At 48.1% G+C, this 14627-nt stretch carries 13 protein-coding genes; 3 read left to right on the top strand and 10 right to left on the bottom strand.

Annotated features, from left to right (window positions below):
• Window positions 1–1001, top strand: a 1001-nt coding sequence (locus AXE77_RS04285) for a ribonuclease H family protein (protein ID WP_133296286.1), incomplete at its 5' end; no start/stop codon positions are given.
• Window positions 1002–1157: 156 nt separating this feature from the next.
• Window positions 1158–1856, top strand: coding sequence for a ribose-5-phosphate isomerase RpiA (rpiA, locus tag AXE77_RS04280; protein WP_116712271.1), 699 nt, complete (start codon window positions 1158–1160; stop codon window positions 1854–1856).
• Between the two features lie 662 nt (window positions 1857–2518).
• Here the strand turns inward: rpiA and AXE77_RS04275 are convergent.
• Both AXE77_RS04275 and AXE77_RS04270 read right to left on the bottom strand, forming a co-directional pair.
• The gene (locus AXE77_RS04275; RefSeq protein ID WP_004268639.1) at window positions 2519–2608 is read right to left on the bottom strand and encodes a 30S ribosomal protein bS22; all 90 of its coding nucleotides are present in this window, start codon (window positions 2606–2608) and stop codon (window positions 2519–2521) included.
• Between the two features lie 103 nt (window positions 2609–2711).
• Window positions 2712–3338 (bottom strand): hypothetical protein, encoded by a 627-nt coding sequence (locus AXE77_RS04270; protein WP_165846069.1) that lies wholly within the window; start codon window positions 3336–3338, stop codon window positions 2712–2714.
• Window positions 3339–3449: 111 nt separating this feature from the next.
• On the opposite strand from AXE77_RS04270, the gene radA reads away from it, so the two are divergent.
• The gene (gene radA, locus AXE77_RS04265) at window positions 3450–4964 is read left to right on the top strand and encodes a DNA repair protein RadA (protein WP_116712269.1); all 1515 of its coding nucleotides are present in this window, start codon (window positions 3450–3452) and stop codon (window positions 4962–4964) included.
• Between the two features lie 118 nt (window positions 4965–5082).
• Here the strand turns inward: radA and AXE77_RS04260 are convergent, their stop codons facing one another.
• The 8 genes from AXE77_RS04260 to infB form a co-directional block, all read right to left on the bottom strand.
• Window positions 5083–5643, bottom strand: a complete 561-nt coding sequence (locus AXE77_RS04260; protein WP_116712268.1) for a cysteine hydrolase family protein — start codon at window positions 5641–5643, stop codon at window positions 5083–5085.
• 95 nt (window positions 5644–5738) lie between these two features.
• On the bottom strand, window positions 5739–7220 hold the full coding sequence (locus AXE77_RS04255) for a purine-cytosine permease family protein (RefSeq protein ID WP_116712267.1): 1482 nt from the start codon (window positions 7218–7220) through the stop codon (window positions 5739–5741).
• Window positions 7221–7300: 80 nt separating this feature from the next.
• Window positions 7301–8422 carry a PfkB family carbohydrate kinase gene (locus AXE77_RS04250; RefSeq protein WP_116712266.1) on the bottom strand — a complete coding sequence of 374 codons (1122 nt, stop codon included), beginning with the start codon at window positions 8420–8422 and terminating at the stop codon, window positions 7301–7303.
• Between the two features lie 20 nt (window positions 8423–8442).
• A complete protein-coding gene (locus AXE77_RS04245; RefSeq protein WP_240612650.1) occupies window positions 8443–9519 on the bottom strand; it encodes an ADP-ribosylglycohydrolase family protein in 1077 nt (358 codons plus the stop codon).
• Window positions 9520–9698: 179 nt separating this feature from the next.
• Complete coding sequence (gene ribF / locus AXE77_RS04240) at window positions 9699–10940, bottom strand: bifunctional riboflavin kinase/FMN adenylyltransferase (RefSeq protein WP_165846059.1); 1242 nt, start codon at window positions 10938–10940, stop codon at window positions 9699–9701.
• A 76-nt stretch (window positions 10941–11016) separates the two neighbouring features.
• Window positions 11017–12144 carry a tRNA pseudouridine synthase B gene (locus tag AXE77_RS04235; RefSeq protein WP_116712265.1) on the bottom strand — a complete coding sequence of 376 codons (1128 nt, stop codon included), beginning with the start codon at window positions 12142–12144 and terminating at the stop codon, window positions 11017–11019.
• Window positions 12145–12168: 24 nt separating this feature from the next.
• The gene (gene rbfA, locus AXE77_RS04230) at window positions 12169–12729 is read right to left on the bottom strand and encodes a 30S ribosome-binding factor RbfA (RefSeq protein WP_116712264.1); all 561 of its coding nucleotides are present in this window, start codon (window positions 12727–12729) and stop codon (window positions 12169–12171) included.
• A 222-nt stretch (window positions 12730–12951) separates the two neighbouring features.
• The coding region (gene infB / locus AXE77_RS04225) for a translation initiation factor IF-2 (protein ID WP_116712263.1) at window positions 12952–14627 on the bottom strand (1676 nt) is incomplete at its 5' end.

Here is a 14627-nt window from a genome sequence, read left to right as displayed (position 1 = left end):
CAGTTAGCGAACACCATCACACCGGCAACGCAGACGCGGGCGGAGCAACCAACGGCACAAATCAAATCGGCGAATTATGCGCGGTACTCGAAGCCCTGCGCGCGCACCCAGGAAGCGAGCCTCTCACCATCGAAACTGACTCCCAATACGCAATTAACTGCGCGACTACGTGGATTCACGGCTGGAAAAAGAACGGTTGGAAAAATTCCAAAAAAGAGCCGGTAAAAAATGCTGACTTAATTCGCGCAATCGACCGTGAAATTACCGAGCGTGAAGGTGCGGTAAAATTCGTGTGGGTTAAGGGACACGCCGGAAACGCCGGGAATGAGAAAGTCGATACTTTAGCGCGCACGTATGCTGAAGATTGCCGAAGTGGTACAAAAGATGGTTACTTACCTTTGGAAGGATGGAAGTCGCTTCTCGCTTCGGAATATGCGGAAGGTACGGACGTGCCAAGTGACGCAAAAATGCTTCTGGAAAACGAAATTTCTCGTGAAGAATACCATATTGGACGAGCTGTAGGAAAAGATACCAACCCTGATTTTTCTGGGCAAAATAAGGAAAATAAGGAAAATTCACAGGACGATATTCAGAACGAAACGCGCGAAATCGAAACGCACGAGAACGAAACGCACGAGAACGAAACTCGCGAGGAAGTTGGCAGCAGCACAGCTAGCAGCGACACAACTAACGACAGTACAACTAACGGCAGTACAGTACGTGAAACAACGCGTGAAACAGATCGCGAAACAACGGACGAATTGACGCGCGCAACAAACGCAACAACAAACGCAACAACACGCGAAGTCAAATATAAAGCAGTACCAGGTCTTAGCGTTAGCGGCGTGCTGCAATTCACCCCTGCCCCAAGAACAAGCCCAACCTTTACAGGCGAGCCTCGCTTTATTTCCGGCAGCATTAACATAAGCGGATACGTCAAACCCGACGGCACCTTGCACTTATCCCCAACCGCCTTCTACCTAAATCAAGCAAACAAATAAATCATAAAAAATCTGCATGCAGACTAATATGGAAATGTATGAAAAATGAGGCACGCACAAAAGCGCAACAGCATAAAGCGCAAAAGCCTCTCCCGCAAATAGCGATGGAAGTTCATCGACGAACTCGGGAACAACAAAAATAAGAAAGCAGGAATAATGGATAAAGCACAACAAGACGCGCTTAAAAAGGCAGCAGGCATTGAGGCCGCAAAGATTGTGAAAAATGGCATGATGGTTGGTCTCGGCACCGGCTCCACCGTGCGCTTTTTGGTGGACGAGCTTGGTCGCAGAGTTAAGGAAGAAGGCTTGAGCTTTACGGGCGTCACCACTTCTCGACGCACGCAAGAGCAGGCTGAAGGCTACGGCATTAAGATTCTCGACATTAACGAAGTGGATCACATTGACGTCACAATCGACGGCTCTGACGAAGTAGATAAGAACTTCAATGGTATTAAGGGCGGCGGCGCAGCTTTGCTTTGGGAAAAAATTGTGGCTATTAATTCCGACCGCATTGTGTGGATTGTGGACGCAAGCAAGGTAGTTGACACGATTGGTAAGTTCCCGCTTCCTGTTGAGGTGATTCCGTTTGGTTCCGCTCAGGTGATTCGTAAGTTCGAAAAGCGTGGTTACAAGCCAGTTTTGCGTCTTGATGCGGACGGCAAGGAAGTGCGCACTGACGAGAACAACTTCGTGGTTGATTTGCATCTTGAGCGCATTGAGCATCCGCAGGAGTTGGCTAAGGATTTGATTGAGACTGTTGGCGTTGTGGAGCACGGCTTGTTCTTGAATATGGTTGACACCGTAATCGTTGGCGATCCGAACGGTCCACGCACGCTTACGAACCCAAATAAGTAGTCGCGAATAAGTAACGCGAATAAGTAACGCAACTAAATAAAACGAAAGTAGAGTCAGCATTTTGCTGGCTCTACTTTTTTATTACTGTGACGCGAGTTTTCGTTTGCAGTGGCGCGAGTATCTGAAAATCGCCAAACAGAGACACTCACGCAGCGCGCCAACTGCACGAGTGTCCCAAAACAAGCAAAATGAGACCCTAACGCAGAGCGCTAACTGCACGCGGGTCTGAAGAACAGGATTAAGAGACCCTAACGCAGAACACCAACTGCACGAATGTCCCAAAACAGGCAAAATGAGACCCTAACGCAGCGCGCCAACTGCACCAGTAACGAAAAAACGCCTCTATACGTTACGCGCGCAGTCACTCATCTGCACCAGTAACGAAAAATCACTGTTATACGTTACTAACGCAGTCGCCCATCTGCACCAGTAACGAAAAAACAGTGACGTTCGCACGGATAACGTGCTCACTTACGAAACTCGCGCGAGCGTCCTTCGCTCAGTGCAAAAAATCTCAAATCTCACCACACGAATATTTGTAAGACAAGCCGCGAAATAAATAAATAGAGATAAAAAAAGCGCCGGAAACCCGACGCTTTCAAAAGTCTTACGTGCCTAAACGTTCAGACACGCATCAACGCATAGCAAAGCAGCAGAAGCTACTACTTACGCTGGTGACGAGTCTTACGCAGCAGTTTGCGGTGCTTCTTCTTGCTCATCCGCTTGCGGCGCTTCTTGATGACAGAACCCATCTGAAGCCTCCATTCATATCTAAAGTGTGCAACTTGCCTAATGTTACACCGTTTTGACGACTTTGGGGAGTGACCTCACCGATACCACTATTTTTACAGCAATTTACATAGGGAAACTATGATAGAAGCGCTCAACCGCTTGCTTAGCACCAGTAACCTCAAAAACGGCGGTATCATTCTGCCACAAAGCACTCGCCTGAGTCTTATCATTCTCATCAGTACGCAGCACATAGCTTCCAACCGTTTTGCCCGCAACCTGAATCTTTCCGCTAGCAACGTCAGCACCCTTCAAACCATCGATAAGCAACTCGTACTGCTTATTCGCAGAATCGCGACTAGACCATTGCGCAACCGTTACCGACACCTCACCATCTGCTTGACCAGTCGAATACTTTACTGTGTACTCTTCCAGCGGAGTAGATTCGTTCCATGCGGCACTAGGAACAGCATCAATACGCGCAAAATCGAGCACACTATCCGGCATCGCTTTCAGCAAAGCAGTCGATGTTGTTGGCAGCGGCTTTGCTTGAATAGACGGCGTTTTTGGCATAGTTACAGTGTTTTTAGTAGCAGTACTGTTGTGATTTAACGCCCAACCTGGCCACACAAAAGCAGAAAGCAAAGCAAGCACCACCACTACCGTCGCGCTAGCGAGCACGACCAGCAGCTTACTGTGCGTAGTCCCGTTCGCGCTAGCACCTTTTGTTGACGCATTATTTGCACCGTTCATATTTGACGCATTCGTATTCAGCATACTTGCATTATGTCACAGAACGATGACGCTGAGCGAAGCTGTTGCGTAAATGAAACAATTGTCTTAGAAGACATATAGCGTCGAGATATGGCTGGTAAATCCACTCTCAATTATTTGTGCTCCGAATGTGGCTGGAGCGGCTCCAAATGGTACGGACGTTGCCCGGAGTGCGGCGAATGGGGCACTGTTAACGAGTTTCACGAAGCTAAATTAAGCGGATTGTCACGTACGACTCGCACTTCACGAAAGTCCGCAATTGCGGGCGTCACCAACGCTGCGTATCGTACCAACGCTGCGTATCGTACCAACGCTGTCAACTCCACCAACGCTGCGTATCATAACTCCACCAACGCTGCTAACTCCTCCACCGCACGCAACTTAGCAATTCCAGCGCAACCAATCACCGCAATCCAAGCCGACGACACCTCCCGCATACGCACCGGTTTCAGCGAATTTGATCGCGTGCTCGGCGGCGGAATCGTCCCCGGTTCAGTGACGCTTATTGCCGGCGAGCCAGGAATTGGCAAATCAACTCTTTTACTAGAAACCGCAGCAAACGTAGCCAAAAGCGCCAAGCAATCACAAAATCCGCCCGTTCTATACATTTCCGGAGAGGAGTCTGCTGCTCAAGTTAAGTTGCGAGCGAGCCGAATCAACGCAGTAAACGACCACCTGCTGTTGGCAGCCACGGGAGATCTCGACACCGTGCTGGATCTTATTGAACAGTATCAGCCAACGCTTGCGATTGTCGATTCAGCGCAGACGATTGTGGCCCGCGATGTTGATGGCATTACTGGCGGCTCCACGCAGGTTCGCGAAGTGGCAAGCGCTTTGATTGATGTCGCTAAATCAAATACTATTCCCGTACTTTTGGTTGGCCATGTTACGAAAGATGGTTCGATTGCGGGTCCTCGTACGCTTGAACATTTAGTAGATAGTGTGTGCCAGTTTGAGGGCGATTCGCAGACGGCTTTGCGTATGCTTCGCGCGGTAAAGAATCGTTTTGGCCCAACTGATGAAGTTGGCTGTTTTGATATGAGCGGTGAAGGAATTGAGGAAGTGCCGGATCCTTCCGGACTCTTTTTATCTTCCCAAAGTGACGCTCACGAAGAAGGTAGTTGCGTAACGTTTACGCTTGAAGGTCACCGCAGCTTGCCGATTGAAATACAGGCGCTTGTTACGCAATCGGCTCTACCTACTCCTCGACGCGCAGTTTCAGGAGTTGACTCCAATCGTATCGCCATGCTTACCGCAGTATTGTACAGGCACGGCGGTTTGAATCTTTTGTCTCAAGACTTGTACGTTGCTACCATTGCGGGCGCCCAAGCAAAAGAGCCTTCTTGTGATTTGGCTATCGTGGCAGCGTTGGCGAGCGCAGCGAAAAACAAGGCGATTGCGCCTTTTACTTGTGCTGTTGGTGAAATCAGTTTAACCGGCCAAGTGCGCCCTGCCGCTCGCATGGAACCGCGTTTGCGCGAGGCTGCGAGAATAGGATACAAGCGCGCCGTTGTGTGCAAAATGCGTAAGAAGCTGAATATTCCGGGAATTGAGATTATTGAGGTGAGTACAGTTCGCGAAGCGTTGAAAGAGTTGGGATTGTGACTCAGTCACCTCAATTCAACACTTCGCGAATGTGACATTACTTTAATTTGTTCTTAACTTGCGTTTAGATTGCGCTTAACTTGCGTTTAGATTGCGCTTAATTCGTGCCAGCTTGCGTTTAGCCGAGAATCTCGCTTGTATCGCATACTGTGATAAGCGGCGTAAAAAGCTCCATAGTTTTAAGGGCTAACTCGTGATTTTCCGGCGTGCTTCCTGCGCAAGCATCTGCCGCAACGCGCACAGCCACACCGCTATCCGCTGCAGCTAAAGCGGTTGTTAACACGCAGCAATCGGTGGCGACTCCGCAAACCGTTATTTTGCGGCACTCACCTAACGCAGCCTTGAGATCCACACCCCACTTGCCGAAAGTTTCGCACGTAACCACAGCGTGACCTTCCGCAAGCTCTGCCGTTTCTGGCGTAAAGTCGTACATCGGATCGTTAGGTTTTACGAGGAATTGTGGCCAATCTTTAAAATAGTCAACCCAAGCGTTTTCCGGCTTAAGCGGTGCTACGTAACGCGTGTAAATTACTCGGTTTCCGTAAGCTTTCGCAAGTTTTGTAAAAGCTTCGGTTGTTGAGTCGTAGGTGTGATCTGCGCACGCCCAAGTCGACCAGTCACTTTCGCAAAAAACGCGCTGCCTGTCGACTACTACTAACCATTCGTCTTCTTTAATCATTTGAATATCCTTTTTTATTTCAGATTAATTCAGATTATTTCAGATTATTTTTATTCTGCAATTTCGCTTGTTTGCGTTGCTTCGTTAGTTGGCAACTATGCTTCGCTTGCCGGCAAATTTGCTTCTTGCTTAGCAATATCCTTACGTTGGAAGATTAAGGAGCCAATTAAACCGATTAGTAGCGCAATTATTACGCCCAAGTTAGCACCTGCCCAGCTGCTCGACTTTCCGCCAACAATCCAAAGCAAATACCCTTGCCACGTGAGCCATTGTGCAGCGGAATTTACAACCAAACCCCAGCCAACAATTGTTCCAACGCAAAGAATCACAAAAGCTTTAACGTTCCAAGCACCGTAGCGACCTTCCGGCTTATACAAGTCTTCCGTGCAGTAATCTTTTTTGCGAACAAGCACATCCGTAGTAAACATTCCTGCCCAAACTGCCATTGGCACTCCCAAAGTTGTTAAGAAGCCTTGGAATGGTCCAATAAACGTGTCGGAGAAGAAGGTAACGTAAACAACGCCGAGAGTAGTGAGCACTGCCGTAATAATTGCTGCCACCGCACGCGGGATACGTATTCCAAAAGATAGCAGCGCAAGGCCGTTGGAATAATTATCCATAATTGCGCCAGACATAAGTCCTAAAACAGCTACGATTGTGTACGGAATCAAATACCACGCTGGCAAGATTGCCGCAATTGCACCGATTGGATCATTTCCAACGTTGTGAGCCAGTTGCATATTGGAAGCCGCAAGCAAAAGTCCATAGAAAATCAAGAACACGTTTGCAATTGACGCTCCAAAAGTAGTCCAAAAAACGATTCCACTATTTGAAGATTTTCTAGGCAAATATCGAGAGTAATCGGCGGCAACATTAACCCAGCCTATGCCGAAGCCAGTCATAACGAAGAAGCAGCAGCCAAGCATTGCTGGAAGGGATCCGTTTGGGATTCGTCCAATAGCCGCAAAGTTTATGTGCCCCCAGCCCAGCACAAAGAAGCCGAGGGTTATTATTCCCGTTACGATTGTGATAACTTGCTGGCACTTCATAATTAAGTCGTAACCGTAAATTCCAACCACCACAATTAATCCAACTACGATGATTGTGCTCACGACTTTAACGCTTGTGCCACTACCCCAGCCGAGCTTTTCTGCGGCTGTGGCCATTGCGAGAACGGCGGTTATGGCTAGCGAAATTTCCCAGCCGAGCGTTGCAATCCAACTTAGTGCCGCTGGGATATTGGCTCCGCGCACGCCGAAGGTTGCGCGAGTTAATACCATTGTTGGCGCGTTTCCACGTTTGCCGGCTATCGATATCACTCCCACCAGCAGGAAGGATACGATTACGCCGATTATGGTCATAAGCGTTGCTTGCCAGAAGGATATTGCGAAACCTAGCGCCCAGGCTCCGTACGACATGGCGAATACAGAAATATTTGCTGCAAACCATGGCCAGAATAGGCTTGCTGGCGTTCCTTTGCGCTCGCTTTCGCTGATTGTGTCTATGCCCTGTTCCTCTATGCTTAAGGAACTTTGGGTTTGTTGAGCTTTGGCTTCATCTACTTTGGCTTTACTCATTGTTTTTGTTTCACCTAGTTTCTTTTTTAGGTTGATTTGCTTGTTTTGTGCAACGTAAGAAAAGTTAACAAATGTTGGTATTAATAAACATTTGTTTTAATAAGATCTTCTATCTCCTTTTTCGTAGGGCACGTCGCAGGCCCGTATTTGGTAACAGCAAGAGCTGCCGCAGCGTTCGCATACAAAACTGCTTGCTTAAGCGTCATTTTGTAAGCTATTGAAGCCGCAAGTACGCCAGTATGCGCATCTCCAGCTCCATTTGTATCTACTGCTTTTACTTGAAAACCTTTAATATGCTCGGCTTCTTTGCCTAAATCACACACCCAAGCTCCATCAGATCCCGTGTGGACAACGAGCGGAGCTTGTAACGCACGTTGCAAAAGTTCAATTTTTTGTTTCGTAAGTTGATTATTTGTTTCGTAAGTAAAGATTCCGTTGGCAGCACCCTCGTTGGCATCACCCCAAGCGTTAAGCCTCCTCGCTAAAATCCCCGCTTCTCTAGCATTACACAACCAAATCGGCGCATAGGCAATCAATGCTCTTAAATCTTCGTCTAAAATATTTGCAATCATCGGTGACGCATCAAAAATCGCCGTAAACCGGCGCGTGCAATTATAAAAAGAACTCTCTAAAGCACTACTACTCGAACCGCTTGGCCTACCCAAACCGCTTGGCCTACCCAAACCGTTTGAGCCGCTTGTTCTCATCATAAATCGCAAAAGCGCACGTTTTATAGGACTCACAAACGTGTACCCACTAAGGTACACAACATCTTGCGGATTTGGGTTTACCAAGTCAAAAGCGTGCTCGTCATCGCTAGTTTCCGCACCTTTAGTAGATATAAAAGTGCGCTCTGCACTTGCGTCCGTAAGCGCGACGCAAAATCCTGAATCGAGTGTGGAATTTTTTGTACCAATATGCGAAATATGCGCTTCATTTAAAGCTTCAGAAATCAGATTTGCAAAATAACCTTCGCCCAGCACGCCAGCCCACTGCGCCTTAGCTTCCATTTGACTTGCAGCAAATAGCATGTTGTAACTCGCTCCAACGCGCATATTGCACGAGCTAGCAAATATGTCTTCACCAGGGGCAGGAACGGCGTCAACTTTCATCGTCAAATCTACAATAATTTGGCCGAGTGAAATCACTCGTGGCACAAACGAACTCACACTTTCGCTCAAGTTTACGTTTGACACTTCCATTGCATCGCCTCTGAAAGCTACTACTGCGCAATATCTTCTCTAATTAAACACAAATCATACACCGTCTTTTCTACGTCATAGCAGTGCTCAACTCGCAAATTCTCTAAAACGCGCCCCCGTATTACTGCATCAAACGCCTGCGCGCCGTGTTGCGAACCCAACATTGCCGAGCACATTGCGGCAATCGTATCCGTATCTCCGCCAATAGAAGCCGCAAAACACGCAGCTTTGGTAGGTTCGTTCACAAAGCGAGTTGCAATTGCGAAAGCCGCAGCCACGGATTCATTAGCTTCAACACTTGTGCCACAATCGTTCTGCAACATTTCCGCAAAATAATCGTCGCTAGCAGACGCGGAACTCAATTCCTCGGCTTTTTTAGTGAAAAATTCGACTCGACTTATAACGCTTGCTTTTGCGCTCCAATTGCCTTGTTTTGGAAGCAATTTTACAAATTTTATTGCTTCTTTAAGTGGATTTTCGCAACCTTCAATTCCGAAGCTTACTGCTGCCGCAACTAACGTCGTGGATTCAATTCCTTGCGTTGTGTTGTGAGTAATTAGGCACGATTTTCTTGCTGCCTGAGCAAGTGACTCGCCTGGTTTGAAGGCAATTCCGACTGGTGTTGCACGCATTGCACCACCGTTAGTTGTGCCAAATTTGCCTGTTTCTTCGGGACTTACCCCATTTACAAGCGCTTGTAAAGCGGATTTAGTTGATGGCCCTAGAAGATCAAGGGAACCTTTTTCGCGCATTTGTGCCTCCCAATCTAGGAGGTTTTGCGCATACTTGTTGTTGTCGAGATTGCCTTTATCTGCGATTATGCGTTTTGCAAGTAGGAAGGCTTGTTCCGTATCGTCTGTTACGGAACCTGCTTTCATATTTGGAGCAATTGGCTGCTGGCTTACAGCGTCCACTAATCCTACAATTGGACCACCATAAAAACGACGTATGCTTTGAGCGCTCATGCTTTGAGTTGGCATACCCAGCGCATCCCCTATAGCAAGACCGGTAATGGCACCAAGCGCTCGATTATACGTTTCGCTTTGCTTAATATTGATTGCCATGGTGTTTGTGTTTGTGTTTGTTGCGTTAGCCATATTTATATTTTATGCGTGCGCAAACACAATTTTCGTGCGTAACTTTCGTACGTAATTTTTATACGTAACTTCCAGACGTAACTTCCAGACGTAACTTTCGTACGTAATCGTCAAAAACAATCACGAAAACAATCCCGGAAACAATCCCGGAAACAAAATCCGGCAAAATTGCAACGCAACTAGCGCAATTCAACGTCAGTAAGCTTTTTAACCGACTCAGCATCGCGCTTAAGCGTCTCTTTTAGCTCGTCAACTGAATCAAAAGCCTGCTGCGGACGCAAGAAGCTCGCAAACTCAATGCACACGCGGTGACCGTACAAATCCTTCCAATCGTCGAATAATCCATACGCCTCAACCGTGCGCTCTGTCTGCTCTTCGCCATCCTTATTAAACGTTGGTTTTGTGCCGATAGAAATTGCTGCCGGCCAACGCCATGGCGAATGTACACCCAAATGAAGCTCGTCGCGCCGCAAAACACTCACGTCTGGCACAGAAACTTTTGATGGATTTACACCATTTTTGTTATCCGCATCCAAATCCACAACCCAGCCGGCATACACGCCGTCAACCGGCACATAACCTTCAATATGTCCACCAAGATTAACCGTAGGGAAGCCAAGTTCACGCCCACGCTCATCCCCATGAACCACAGTGCCTTCCACGCGATGCGGCTGATCCAAAATCTCTCGCGCTTGAGCCACTCGACCAGTAGCCAGCATCCAACGCACGTGCGTAGAACTCCAAGCACGCACCTTCTTATTCGGCATGCCCTTACTCCAAGCGCGATACTCCGCCTTATTCATGCCTTCAGCCGGGTCTTTAGGATCCCCTGGACCTTCCGGTGCTTCACGAACGATAGGATCTGGCACACGCACGTCCTCCGGACCCAAATCTTCCACTTCCACCAGCTCAAATACGCCGGTTGCCTGCGACAATTCACGAATAGCCTGAATATTACCGGCACGACGAGCACCAAGTGCAGCATCAGAACCAAGCACTAACGCGCGCATACCCAGCTTGCCGACGAGCTGCCCCAGGAAGAAGCGGTAAGACTTCGCAGCGAAAGCGAGACTATAGCGCACAATAACCACGTGATCGACATCAAGCTCAGAAAGCACGCGCAAACGCTGGCGCACACTAGTAAGCGCGTCCAAATCTTCCGGAAGATCCGCGTTAGAATCGCCAAAGTCGTCGTACAAATCAGGATTTGCGTGCACGACACTAGGCCGAGGGTCAAACATAATCACCACAGAAAACGCTCCATGGCGACGCGCAAGTTCCACCGTGCGACGAATAACTTCGCGATGACCTTTGTGCATGCCGTCAAATACGCCTATGGTTACCACCGCTTTACGCTCTGCACTTAGCGTTGGCCAATTAATCATGCCGTTGGCATCTGGTCGAATGTCGATGACCTTCATGATATCCTTACTATCCGCGTTCAAGCATCTACGTCAAGACATACCGCGTCTTTCCGTAATCTCGTTATTCCAAATACTAATCCAGTTTACCAGTCTTCTCGCTTGCCGGAAATACCACAATCGGCTTGATTTGCTCACATTTGTTGGTTTTTGCAGGCTCTACTACTGCAACAACGTCACATTGCGTTGTATTATCGGCCGGAACGTAGGTTATTGCAGGGTATTGTGCGCTATTTTCTTCGTTTGTAAGTTTAATCCAGCGTCCAAAACGCAAGTCGCGCGCTTGAGTTTCGTCAATTTTGAAAGTTGGAAGGGTGGATTCTGCGGCTTCCATCATAGTTAAACAAAGGTGCTGCAGATCGGTGTTCGCATCAAAATTTTCTGACGGAACGGCTTTATAACGCTGCTGAAGTTTGCCTTCGCGGTCCGTAAATTCGTGAGATTTTGCGATAAGTTTTAGCACGCGAGGATCGTCTATAGAAAAGTTGCCTACGCTTGTGCGCCGCAGTTTAATAAGATGTCCGCCAACGCCTAGCAAACGTCCTAAATCGCGCGCTAAAGCGCGAATATACGTGCCGCTACTGCAGGAAACTGTAGCCACGACGTCACACACTATTCTTCCGCTTACGCCTTTCGTAACGCGAGGTTGAGAAACGTTAAATTCGCTAATTTCTATTTCTCGCGACTCTAGTTCAACAGTTTTTCCTTCTCTCGCCAAATCGTAGGCACGTTGCCCGTTGATTTTAATTGCGGAAAATGCCGTTGGTGCTTGCTTAATTTTGCCAACTAAATTTTCGTGAATAACTTGTTTAATACGATTAAACGCGTCAGAAGTTTCGCTTGCAGCTGATTCAAACAATGCTGTAAACGTTGGATCTTGAGATTTTGCTGCGACTCCAGGCCCTAATCCAAGCTCTCGCTCCGGCAGGATTTCGCCGTCAGCATCATCGGTTGTAGTTGCCTCACCCAAGCGAATAATTGCTTCGTAAGTTTTATGGTGACCGAGCATGTAGTTGAGTAGGCGCGTTGCGTTACCAAATCCGATAATAAGCAGGCCGGTTGCCATAGGATCAAGCGTTCCTGCGTGACCTACGCGTTTGGTGTGTAGCAGGTGGCGAGCGCAGGCGACTACATCGTGGCTGGTAACGTTTTGCGGCTTATCGACCAGTAGAAGACCGGAAGTTGGTATTGTTTGCTGTTGCATTACTGTCACCATAAGTGCATTAGATTATTCGTCGGATTTGTTGGATTCGTCAGTTTCGTCAGCAGCTTCTTCGTCAGTTTCCTCGTCAAAGTCGTCTTCGTCGTCAAAGTCGTCTTCATCTTCAAAGTCGTCTTCGAAATCGTCTTCGTCTTCACGCGGCTTCTTATACGGATCTTCCTCACCCGCATATTGAGCATTCGCGCGCATCTGAGCCAACTCCTCATCCCTACGACGAGCTGCAACCAAAATATCCTCAATCTCATGCGCTTCCGTTGGCACCTCGTCATACACAAACTGCAGCTGCGGAGTCAAACGCAACCCAGCTTTCGCACCAACCAATGATCGCAAACGACCCTGAGCCTGCTGCAAAGCCTGAGCTGCGCGCTGGCGTTCGCCCTGTTCCTTACCAGCATGACCAAGCTGAGTCCAATACACTTTTGCAATCTGCAAATCGTTCGTAACACGCACTTCCGTAATAGTTACGCTTGCCAAACGCTTATCGTGAAGCTGAGATTCCATACTCGAAGCTACAACGCGCTGAATTAACGCCGCAATTCGAGCAGCTCTAGGATTCGTTCCTGCCATAACGCTTACTCCTTACTTATTCATAATATTTCGCAAAGCGCACGAAATGTACTTATATCACCAAATTACGTATTTTATGCTCGCTGCACACTGTAACTACATTGTATTCGCATACTTACAGCGAAAACAGCAAAAGTGATAAAAGCAATAACCTAAGCTACTACTTTTATCACTTTCTATGCTAACAACAGCTTAACGCAGTATCTTGCAACCTTTTACTTGCTATTTGCGATCAATTTGACGCATTTCAAAGGTTTCGATTACGTCGCCAAGCTCAATGTCATTGAAGCTGCCGAGATTAATACCAGCTTCGTAACCTTCGCTAACGGACTGCACGTCGTCCTTGAACCTACGCAAGCTGGAAATCTCAAGATCGTTGACAGTAGCAACACCGTCGCGAAGAATACGGCACTTTGTACCGCGCTTGACTTCGCCGTCTTGAACCATAACGCCAGCAATATTGCCGAACTTGGACGAGCGGAAGATTTCGCGAATTTCGGAGTGCGAAGTAACAACTTCTTCGAATTCCGGCTTAAGCATACCCTTCAAAGCAGCTTCAATATCTTCAATTGCCTTGTAAATAACGGAGTAGTACTTAACTTCCACGCCTTCGCGGTCTGCCAAGTCAGCAACCTGACGGTTTGGACGCACGTTGAAGCCAATAATCACAGCCTTATCAACAGTTGCCAAGTTCACATCGTTCTGAGTAATTGCACCAACACCGCGGTGAATAACCTGGATTCCAACTTCCTCGGAAACCTCAATCTTCATCAAGGAATCTTCCAAAGCTTCCACAGAACCGGAGGAATCGCCCTTAATAACAATGTTCAGCATATCAACTTCAGACTTAGCGAACTGTTCCTTAAGGCTTTCAAGAGACACAACCTTGCGGCGCTTTGCAAGCTGAGCTGCACGCTCGGTAGCCGCACGCTTCTCCGCAATCTGGCGAGCAGAACGGTCGTCGGAAGTAACCAAGAACAAGTCGCCAGCGGTTGGCACGGAAGTCAAACCGAGCACCTGAACTGGTGTCGAAGGAGCAGCATCCTGCAAGTGGTTGCCGTTCTCGTCGAGCATAGCGCGCACGCGACCATAAGAAGTGCCGGCAACAATAGAATCACCAACGTGAAGCGTACCCTGCTGCACCAAAACAGTAGCAACAGCACCGCGACCCTTGTCAAGACGAGCCTCGATAGTTGCACCGCGAGCATCCATATTCGGATTCGCTTTAGGATCAAGCTCAGCATCAGCAGTCAACAACACGGCTTCAAGAAGCTTATCGACGTTCGTGCCCTGCTTTGCGGAAATATCCACAAACATGGTGTCGCCGCCGTAGTCTTCAGCAACCAAACCGTATTCGGTGAGCTGACCACGAACCTTATCTGGATTTGCACCCTCAACATCAATCTTGTTCACGGCCACAACGATTGGCACGTGAGCCGCTTGAGCGTGGTTAATCGCTTCAACAGTCTGAGGCATCACGCCGTCGTCTGCTGCAACAACCAAAATCGCAACGTCCGTAAGCTCAGCACCGCGGGCACGCATAGCAGTAAACGCCTCGTGGCCTGGGGTATCAAGGAACGTAATCTTACGAGGCTTGCCTTCAAGATTCACCGTTACCTGATAAGCACCAATGCGCTGCGTAATGCCGCCAGCCTCACGAGCAATAACGTTTGACTTACGGATAGTGTCGAGCAAACGAGTTTTACCGTGATCGACGTGACCCATAACCGTTACGACAGGCGGACGAGGCTGCAAATCATCATCTTCCTGCAACTCTTCTTCATCCAAATCGATGTCGAATTGCTGCAAAAGCTCTTTATCTTCTTCTTCAGCAGAAACAATATTGATATTCCAGCCGATTTCTTCACCCAAAATCTGGAATGTCGACTCATCCAAAG

The organism is Gardnerella massiliensis, from assembly GCF_003408845.1.
GTDB classification, from domain to species: domain Bacteria; phylum Actinomycetota; class Actinomycetes; order Actinomycetales; family Bifidobacteriaceae; genus Bifidobacterium; species Bifidobacterium vaginale_H.
Note: the sequence above shows the minus strand (reverse complement) of the source record. Positions and strands in the feature narration are given on the sequence as shown.